1 protein-coding gene is annotated in these 10,341 nt (G+C 74.7%); it reads left to right on the top strand.

Features of this window, described 5'->3' with window-relative positions; genetic code table 11:
• The first annotated feature begins 78 nt into the window (after positions 1-78).
• Positions 79-10,314 (top strand): type I polyketide synthase, encoded by a 10,236-nt coding sequence (locus ACFRCG_RS04205; RefSeq protein WP_380028572.1) that lies wholly within the window; start codon positions 79-81, stop codon positions 10,312-10,314.
• The last annotated feature ends 27 nt before the right edge of the window (positions 10,315-10,341 follow it).

The following is a 10,341-nucleotide window of genomic DNA, read 5'->3' as shown; positions in this document are numbered from 1 at the left end:
ACGGCGGGATCGAGGACCGACGACCGATCGCGGGGCTGGGACTCTCCCGTCCTCCTGAACAGGCAAGGAGAAGCACCGATGGCGAACGAAGACGAGCTCCGCGACTATCTGCGCCGGGCCACCACCGAACTGCGGGAAACCCGACTGCGGTTGCGCGAGACAGAGGACAAGTGGCACGAACCGCTCGCCATCGTCGGCATGCACTGCCGCTACCCGGGCGGGGTGGCCTCGCCGGACGACCTGTGGGACCTGGTCGACGCGGGCACCGACGCGATCACCGGACCGCCCCCGGGCCGGGGCTGGGAGGTGGACGAGGCCGCGAACGCGACGTCGTACCGGGGCGGCTTCCTGACCGACGCGGCCGACTTCGACGCCGACTTCTTCGGTATCTCGCCGCGCGAGGCGCTGGCCATGGATCCGCAGCAGCGGGTGCTCCTGGAGGCGTCGTGGACGGTCTTCGAGCACGCCGGGATCGATCCGACCACGCTGCGCGGCAGCCGTACCGGGGTGTTCGTCGGGGTGATCGCCAGTGACTACCTGTCGCGGTTGGCCCGGGTGCCCAAGGAGGTCGAGGGCCATCTGCTGACCGGCAGCCTGGTCAGCGTGGCGTCCGGCCGCCTCGCCTACCACTTCGGTCTGGAGGGCGCGGCGGTCACCGTGGACACCGCCTGCTCGTCCTCGCTGGTCGCGGTACACCTGGCCGGCCAGGCGCTGCGGGCGGGCGAGTGCGACCTCGCCCTGGTCGGCGGGGCCACCGTCCTGGCCACGCCCGGCGCGTTCGACGAGTTCTCCCGGCAGCAGGGCCTGGCCGGCGACGGTCGTTGCAAGTCCTTCGCGGCCGGCGCCGACGGCACCGGCTGGAGCGAGGGTGTGGGTCTGCTGCTGATGGAGCGGCTGTCCGACGCGCGCCGCAACGGACACCGGGTGCTGGCGGTGGTGCGCGGCTCGGCGGTCAACCAGGACGGCGCCTCGAACGGACTGACCGCGCCGAACGACCTGGCCCAGGAGCGGGTGATCCGACAGGCGCTGGCCAACGCCCGACTGACCGCGACCGAGGTGGACGCGGTGGAGGCGCACGGCACCGGCACCCGACTCGGCGACCCGATCGAGGCCCAGGCGCTGCTGGCCACCTACGGGCAGGACCGGCCGGCCGAGCGGCCGTTGCGGCTGGGCTCGATCAAGTCGAACATCGGCCACGCCCAGGCGGCGGCCGGGGTGGCGGGCGTGATCAAGATGGTGCAGGCGCTGCGGCACGGTGCTTTGCCGCGCACGCTGCACGTGGACGAGCCGACGCCGCACGTGGACTGGTCCGCCGGGAGGGTGGCGCTGCTGACCGAGCCGATGGCGTGGCCGGCCGGCGAACGGGTGCGCCGCGCGGGGGTGTCCTCGTTCGGGGTGAGCGGGACCAACGCGCACGTGATCGTGGAGGAGGCGCCGCCGGTCGAGGACCCGGTCGCGGCGGCCGATCCGGCCCGGCCCCTCGGCGGGGTGACGCCGTGGGTGGTGTCGGCGCGCACCGAGGACGGCCTGCGGGTCCAGGTGGAGCGGTTGCGGGAGTGGGCGATCGAGCATCCGGAGGCCGATCCGGCCGACGTGGGCCGGTCGTCGGCCTCGGGGCGGGCACTGTTCGGCCACCGGGCCGTGGTGCTCGGCCGGGACACGGCGGAGTTGGTCGAGGGATTGTCCGCCGTGGCGGACGGCGAGCCCGAGGCGATCGTGGGTGAGGCCCGACGCGGATCGGGCCGTACCGCCGTGTTGTTCACCGGCCAGGGGGTTCGCTCGCGCGGCATGGCGCGCGAACTGCACGCGGCGTTCCCGGTGTTCGCGGCGGCGCTGGACGAGGTGTGTGTCGCGTTCGACGCGGTGTTGCCGTTCTCGGTGCGCGATGTGCTGCTCGCCGAGGGCGAGGGCGAGGACGAGGACGAGGGCGTCGAGGACACCGGCGTGGCGCAACCGGCCTTGTTCGCCTACGAGGTGGCGCTGTACCGGTTGTGGACCTCGTGGGCGGCGGCGCCCGACGCGGTGGCCGGGCACTCGCTCGGCGAGGTGGTCGCGGCGTATGTGGCCGGGGTGTTCTCGCTCGCCGACGCCACCACCTTCGTCGCCGCCCGCGCCGCGCTGATGAGCGCGCTGCCGCCCGGGGGCGCGATGGTCGCGGTGGGCACGTCGGAGAGCGCCGCGGCCCGATTGCTCACCGACCACCCGGGGGTGGGCATCGCGGCGGTGAACGGGCCGACCGGCGTGGTGCTTTCCGGCGAGGCGGCGGCCGTGGCGGAGGTGGCCCGGGTGTGTGCCGAGCGCGGGCTGCGCATCTCCCGGCTGCGGGTGTCGCACGCGTTCCACTCGGCGCTGATGGAACCGATGCTGAACGAACTGGCCGAGGTCGTCTCGGGATTGACGCCGCGTCCGGCGCGGATGGCGATCGGGTCGAACGTGACCGGCCGGATCGGGTCGGCGGAGCAGTGGTGCGATCCGCGCTATTGGGTGGACCACGTGCGGCGCGCGGTGCGCTTCGGCGATGTGCTGGACGCGCTGCGCGCCGACGGGGTGCGCACGTTCGTCGAGATCGGGCCGGACGCCGCGTTGACCCCGATGGTCGCCGATGTCACGGCCGACGCGGACGACGTGGTGGCGGTCGCCACCCGGCGGCGTGACCGTGACCCGGTGACGGGTGTGGTCGAGGCGCTGGCCCGGGTGTTCGTGCACGGCGCGGCGGTGGACTGGGCGGCGCTGGTGCCCGGGCGGTGGGTCGGGCTACCCCCGTACGCCTTCACCCGGCGGCGCTTCTGGCTGGACGCCGGCACCGGCACGGGCGACCCGACCGGCTTGGGACAGGGGACGGTGGATCACCCGCTGCTCGGCGCTGTGGTCGGCCTGGCCGACGGACACGGTTCGCTGTTCACCGGGCGGTTGTCCCTGGACACCCATCCGTGGCTGGCCGATCACGTCGTCCTGGACACGGTTCTGCTGCCCGGGACCGCGTTTTTGGAACTGGCCCTGCACACCGGGCGCCGGGTGGGCTGCGACCGGGTCGAGGAACTGTCCCTGGAGACCCCGCTCGCGTTCGGCGAGCGCGGTGGTTGCCAGGTGCAGGTATGGATCGAGGCGGCCGGCCCCGACGAGCGGCGGCGGGCGATCACCATCCACTCCCGGCCGGACGACGGCGACGGCGACGAGGGGTGGATCCGCAACGCGGTGGGCACGGTCGCGCCGGTCGAGGACGAACCACCCGCCGCCGCCGACCCGACCCCTTGGCCGCCGACGGGCGCGACACCCGTGCCGATCGACGACTTCTACCCCTGGCTGGCCGACAACGGAGTCGCCTACGGGCCGTGCTTCCGGGCGGTGCGCGCGGTCTGGCGTCGTGGGGAGGAGATCTTCGGCGAGATCGCGCTGCCGGAGCAGGTCGGGTTCGAGGCCGACCGATTCGGCGTGCACCCGGCGCTGATGGACGCCACCCAACACCTCCTCGGGGTGGCCGCGTTCGCGGATTCGGCGGAGGCCGAGGGAGGCGATTTGGCGCTGCCGTTCTCGTGGCGTGAGGTACGGCTGCACACTCCCGGCGCGGCCGCGGTGCGGGCGCGGGTGGTGCGGACCGGGCCGGAGTCGGTGACGCTGAGCCTGGCCGACGAGGACGGCCGACCCGTCGCCGAGGTCGAGTCGTTGGCCGTGCGGCCGATCTCGGCCGAACAACTGCGCACCTCCACGGCGGGTCGCCGCGACCCGCTGTACACGCTGCGCTGGACCCCGCTGCCCCGGCCGTCGGCCGCGCCCGGTGTCGGATCCCCGGCGATCATCGCCGAGTCGGGCTCGGGGGACCCGTTCGCGGGCCGGCTCGGCGGCACCGTACATCCCGATCCGACCGCGCTCGGCGACGCGGTGGACGCCGGGCTGCCGGCGCCGGAGGTCGTCGTCCTCGCGTGGCCCACGATCCCGGCCGGACCACTCGGCGACGTCCCGGACCCGGACGACGTACACGCCGCCGTGAACCGGGCGTTGGCCACCGTGCAGACCTGGCTCGGGGACGAGCGCTTCACCGGCGCCCGCCTCGTCGTGGTCACCCGGGGTGCGGTCGCCGTCGCGGACGAGGAGGTGCGGGATCCGGCCGCCGCCGCCGTCGGCGGCCTGGTCCGGTCGGCCCAGTCCGAGCACCCGGACCGGCTCGTCCTCGTCGACCTGGACGATGACGCGGCCTCGCCCGAGGCGCTGCTCGCCGCGATCGGCGCGGGTGAGCCGCAACTCGCGGTACGGGCCGGGGTGGCGTACCGGCCCAGGCTCACCCGGACACCCGCGATCGAGCCGAGCGCGCCGCTGTTCGCGCCCGACGGCACGACCCTGGTCACCGGCGGCACCGGTGCGCTCGGCGCCCTGGTCGCCCGGCACCTGGTGGTCGCGCACGGGGTGCGTCGGCTGCTCCTGGTCAGCCGGCGCGGGATCGCCGCCCCGGGCGCCGGGTCGCTCGCCGCCGAACTCACCGGTCTCGGCGCGACGGTCGACGTGGTGGCCTGCGACGTGTCGGACCGGGCCGACCTGGCCAAGAAGTTGGCCGCGATCCCGTCCGCGCACCCGCTGTCCGCGGTGGTGCACGTCGCGGGTGTGGTCGACGACGGGGTGATCGGCGCGCTGACGCCCGAGCGGGTGGACCGGGTGTTGCGGCCCAAGGTCGACGCGGCGCTGCACCTGCACGAGCTGACCCGGGACGCGGACCTGACCGCGTTCGTGCTGTTCTCCTCGGTGGCCGGGGTGATCGGCAGCCTCGGCCAGGCGAACTACGCGGCCGGCAACGCCTTCCTGGACGCGTTCGCGCAGCGGCGACGCGCCCTCGGGCTGCCCGCGGTGTCCATGGCCTGGGGATTGTGGGCCGAGGAGAGCGGGCTGATGCGCGAGGAGTTCGCCGAAACCGACCGGCAACGCATCAACCGCAGCGGCGTATTGCCGCTGTCCGACGAACAGGGCCTGGCACTGTTCGACGCGGCGCTCGCGCACGGCGAGCCGATCCTGGCCCCGGTGCGCCTGGACCTGACCGCGCTGCGCCGCTTGGAGGACGAACTCCCCGCCATCCTGCGCGGATTGGTGCCCACCTCACGCCCCGACGGCGCCCGCCCCGGCGCGGCGGACACCCGCCGACTGGCCCAACGGCTCGCCGGCCGCTCCGAGCCCGAGCAGCTGCGCCTGCTCACCGAACTGACCCGCGCCCAGGCCGCCGTGGTGCTCGGCCACGCGGGCGCCGACGCGGTCGCCGCCGATCGCGCGTTCACCGAACTGGGCTTCGACTCGCTCACCGCGCTGGAGATGCGCAACCGGCTCAACACGGTCACCGGCCTGCGGCTGCCCGCCACGGTGCTGTTCGACTACCCCAACGCCGCCGCGCTGGCCCGCTTCCTGCGCGCCGAGACGCTGCGCGTACCGCAGTACACCCAGGCGGCGAACACCGGGACCAAGGACCGGACTTCGGACGAACCGATCGCGATCGTGGCGATGAGCTGCCGCTATCCGGGCGGCATCGACACTCCCGAGGAGTTGTGGCGCTGCGTCGCCGGCGGAGTGGACCTGACCTCGCCGTTCCCGACCGACCGCGGCTGGGACCTGGGTGCGCTGTACGACCCCGACCCCGACCGCTCCGGGCGCTGCTATACCCGCGAAGGCTCGTTCATGCGCGACATCGACCGCTTCGACGCCGAACTGTTCGGGATCTCCCCGCGCGAGGCGCTGGCCATGGACCCGCAGCAGCGGCTGCTCCTGGAAACCTCCTGGGAGGCGTTCGAACGCGCGGGCATCGACCCGGCCTCGCTGCGCGGCAGCAATACGGCGGTATTCGCGGGCCTGATGTACGCGGACTACGCCGCGGGGCGAGTGGGCGACGTCGGCGACGAGTTGGAGGCGTACATCGGCAACGGCAACTCGTTCGGCGTCGCCTCCGGCCGGGTCGCCTACACGCTGGGCCTGGAGGGCCCGGCGGTGACCGTGGACTCGGCTTGCTCGTCCTCGCTGGTCGCGCTGCACTGGGCGGCGCACGCGCTGCGCAGCGGGGAATGTGATCTCGCGCTGGCGGGCGGGGCGACGGTGATGTCCACGCCCAGTGTCTTCGTGGAATTCGCCCGGCAGCGCGGCCTGGCGCCCGACGGCCGGTGCAAGTCGTTCGCCGCGGCGGCCGACGGCACGGCGTGGGGCGAGGGCATCGGCATGTTGCTGGTGGAGCGGCTGTCCGACGCGCGCCGCAACGGGCATCCGGTCCTCGCGGTGCTGCGGGGCTCGGCGATCAACCAGGACGGCGCCTCCAACGGCCTCACCGCGCCCAACGGCCCGTCGCAACAGCGGGTGATCCGGCAGGCGTTGGCGAACGCCGGGCTGGCCACGGCGGATGTGGACGCGGTCGAGGCGCACGGCACCGGAACGGTGCTCGGCGACCCGATCGAGGCCCAGGCGCTGCTGGCCACCTACGGTCGGGACCGGCCGGCGGAACGGCCGCTGTGGTTGGGCTCGATCAAGTCCAACTTCGGCCACACCCAGGCGGCGGCCGGGGTGGCCGGGGTGATCAAGATGGTGATGGCGATGCGGCACGGGACGTTGCCGCCGACGCTGCACGTGGACGAACCCTCGCCACACGTGGACTGGTCGACCGGGCGGGTAGAACTGCTCGCCGAGGGGCGGCCGTGGCCCGAGGTGGGGCGGGCCCGCCGGGCGGCGGTGTCCTCGTTCGGGATCAGCGGGACCAACGCCCACGTCATCCTCGAACACGCCGACGAGGAGCCGGAACCCGCCGCCCGGACCACGGCCGGCACCGGCATCGGCGGGGTGCTGCCGTGGGTGCTCTCGGCCCGGACCGAGGCGGGCGTACGGGCCCAGGCGGCCCGGCTGCGGGACTGGGCCGGGGCCCGTCCCGAGGCCGATCCGGCCGACGTGGGCTGGTCGTTGGCTTCGGGACGGGCCGTGTTCGAGCGGCGCGCGGTGGTGTGGGGCCGGGACGGCGCGGAGTTGACGGCGGGCCTGGACGCGCTGGCGACCGGGCGGGACGCGGGGGCACGTGCCGTGCTTGCCGGCGGCACCGGTGTTTCGGGCGAGGCGGCCGTGGGGCCGGTGTTCGTCTTTCCCGGTCAGGGCTCGCAGTGGGTCGGGATGGCGGCGGAACTGCTGACCTGCTGCCCGGTGTTCGCCGAGTCGATGGTGGAGTGCGCGGCGGCGATGGATCCGCTGTTGGCCGACTGGGCACTGCTCGACGTGCTCCGGGACGCGTCCGCCGCGCTGTTGGAGCGGGTGGATGTGATCCAGCCCGTGTTGTTCGCCGTGATGGTCGGTCTGGCCCGCTGGTGGGAGTCGTGCGGGGTACGGCCGAGCGCGGTGATCGGGCACTCCCAGGGGGAGATCGCCGCCGCGCATGTGGCGGGCTTTTTGTCCCTGGAGGACGCGGTCCGGATCGTGGTGCTGCGCAGTCGGGCACTGCGGGGGCTGGCGGCCGAAGGTGACGGGATGTTGTCGGTGGGCGTGTCCGCCGAGCGTGGTCGCGAACTCGTGGCGCTGGTCGAGGGATTGTCTCTGGCGGCTGTCAACGGGCCTGCGGGCGTGGTGCTTTCCGGGCCGGTCGAGGGCCTGGCGCCGATCGCGGCCGCGTGCGAGCGCGACGGGGTTCGGGCGCGGTGGATTCCGGTGGACTACGCCTCGCACTCGGCGCGGATGGACGACGTGCGCGAGGTGTTGGCCGAGTCGCTGGCGGGGGTGGAGCCGGGGAACGGGCGGGTGCCGATGTACTCGACCGTGAGCGGGCTGAAGGTCACCGATCCGGCGGACCTGGGTGGCGAGTACTGGTTCGAAAACCTGCGCCGCACCGTGCGGTTGACCACGGCGGTCGGCGCGGCGGCGGCCGACGGGCACACCGTGTTCGTCGAATGCAGCCCGCACCCCGGCCTGGTGGTGCCGCTCGGCGACACCCTCGACGCCCTCGGGAGCACGTCCGGCACGGTCCTGGAGACGCTGCGCCGGGGCGAGGGCGGCCCCGAACGCCTGGTCGCGGCACTGGCGGCGGCGTTCGTAAGCGGCCTGCCGGTCGACTGGGCCGGGCTGCTGCACCACGACGGGGTCCGGCGGGTACAGCTCCCGACGTACGCCTTCCAGGGTCGCCGCTTCTGGCTCGAACCGGACATGGGCACGGCGCTGCCCGGTCGCACGACACCGACGCCGGTGGTGGGCGATGCCGAGGACAGCAGGCTGTGGGAGGCGCTGGCGGCGGCGGGCGCCGAGGACTTGGCGGCCGAGTTGGAGGTGGCGGCGGACGCGCCGCTGAGCGACGTGCTGCCGGCGCTGACGTCCTGGCGGGCGCGGCGGCGGGCGGACGCGACGGTGCGGTCCTGGCGGTACGGGGTGCGGTGGGAGCCGTGGGCGGCGCCGGCCGCCTCCGCCGACGGGATGGGGCGTCTGGTGCTCGTCGCTCCGGACGGGGAGGTCGGGGACGTGCTCGCCGGCGCGCTGGCCGAGTGCGGCGTCGAAGTGGTGGTGCTGTCCGCGGTGGGCGAACGGACCGCGTTGGCGCGGCGGCTGGCGGCGATCGGCGAGGAGGGTGTGCCGACGGGGGTGGTGTCGTTGTCGGCGGTGGGTTGTGCCGCCGACGCGGATCCCGTGTCCGCGCTCGCGCCGGTGCTCACGCTGGTGCAGGCGCTGGGCGACGCCGGGATCGAGGCACCGCTGTGGGTGTTGACGCGGGGCGCGGTGTCGGTGCTGGGCGAGGAGCCGGCCGGCCTGGCGGGCGCGGCCGTGCAGGGGCTCGGGCGGGTGGTCGGGCTGGAGCATCCCGGGCGGTGGGGTGGGTTGATCGATCTGCCGGAGGTGATGGACGGCCGGGTGGCCGAGACGCTGGCGGGGATCCTGGCGGCCGGCACGGGCGGCACCGACTCGGGCGAGGACGAGATCGCGATTCGGCCGCTGGGGGTGTTCGTCCGGCGGCTGGCGCGGATGGCCGGGCCGGAGGGGAGCGGGACGAGCCGGTGGCGGCCCGGTGCCACGGCGCTGGTCACCGGCGGTACCGGTGCGCTGGGCGGGCGGGTCGCGCGGTGGCTGGTCCGGGAGGGCGTCGAGCGGGTGGTGTTGGCCGGGCGGCGTGGACCCGACGCGCCCGACGCGGACCGACTGCGCGAGGAACTGGCGGCGGCCGGGGCCGAGGTGGCGGTGCTCGCCTGCGACCTGGGCGATCGCGACGCGGTGGCCGCGCTGTTGGCGGAGGTACGGGCCGGCGGCCGGCGGATCGACACCGTCGTACACGCGGCCGGCGCCGTGGTGGTCGGCCCGCTGGCGGACAGCACCGTCGCGGATCTCGCCGACGCCTCGGCGGCCAAGGTCGGCGGCGCACTGCTCCTGGACGAGTTGTCGCGGGCCGACGAGCCCGACACCGTGGTGCTGTTCTCCTCCGCCGCCGGGGTGTGGGGCGGCGCGGGGCAAGGGGCGTACGCGGCGGCCAATGCCTGCCTCGACACGATCGCCGAGCGGCGCCGGGCGCGCGGGCTGCGTACCGTCTCGATCGCTTGGGGGCAGTGGGCCGGCGGCGGGATGGCCGACGGCGCGGCCGGTGCGCACCTCGACCGGATCGGGGTGCCGGCGATGGACCCGGATCGGGCCCTGGAGGCAATGCGGCAGGCCCTGGACGAGGACCTGACCTGCGTCACCGTGGCCGACGTGGACTGGCCGCGGTTCGCCGCCGGGTACACGGCGGCCCGGCCGCGACCGCTGATCGCGGACCTGGTGGCGGCGGAGGTCGCGGCGGCGCCGGCCGTCGAAGCGCGCGGGGCGGCCGAGTCGGACGGTCCGAGCGTGTGGCGGGCCCGACTGGCGGAACTGGGCGCGGCGGAGCGGGAGGCGGAATTGCTCGCTCTGGTCCGCACCGAGGTCGCCGCGCAGTTGGGCCACGCCGACCCGGCCGCGATCGAACCCGAACGGCCGTTCCGTGACGTCGGGTTCGACTCGCTCGCGGCGGTGGGCCTGCGCAACCGACTGACCGCGACCATCGGTCTGCGGCTGCCCAGCACGCTGGTCTTCGACCACCCGACGGCCGCCGCACTGGCCGCGCACATCGACGGCGAACTCTTCGGCGAGACCGGCGGGACGGTCTCGGTCTTCGCCGAACTGGACCGCCTGGAGGCGGCGCTGGGCGAACTGGGCGCCGACTTCGCCGAACGGGGCAGGGTCGGTGACCGGCTGGCCGAACTCGCCGGGAAATGGCGGGAGATCGAAGCCGCGAGCCGCAAGGCCGAGCCCGAGGGAGCCGACTTCGCGGCAGCGGAGGACGAGGAGATGTTCGACATGCTCGGAAAGGAGTTCGGCATCTCCTGAGCGGGGCCGGCGACGACCGCCGGTCAC

Source organism: Embleya sp. NPDC056575 (assembly GCF_042793325.1).
Lineage (GTDB): Bacteria > Actinomycetota > Actinomycetes > Streptomycetales > Streptomycetaceae > Embleya.
Note: the sequence above shows the minus strand (reverse complement) of the source record. Positions and strands in the feature narration are given on the sequence as shown.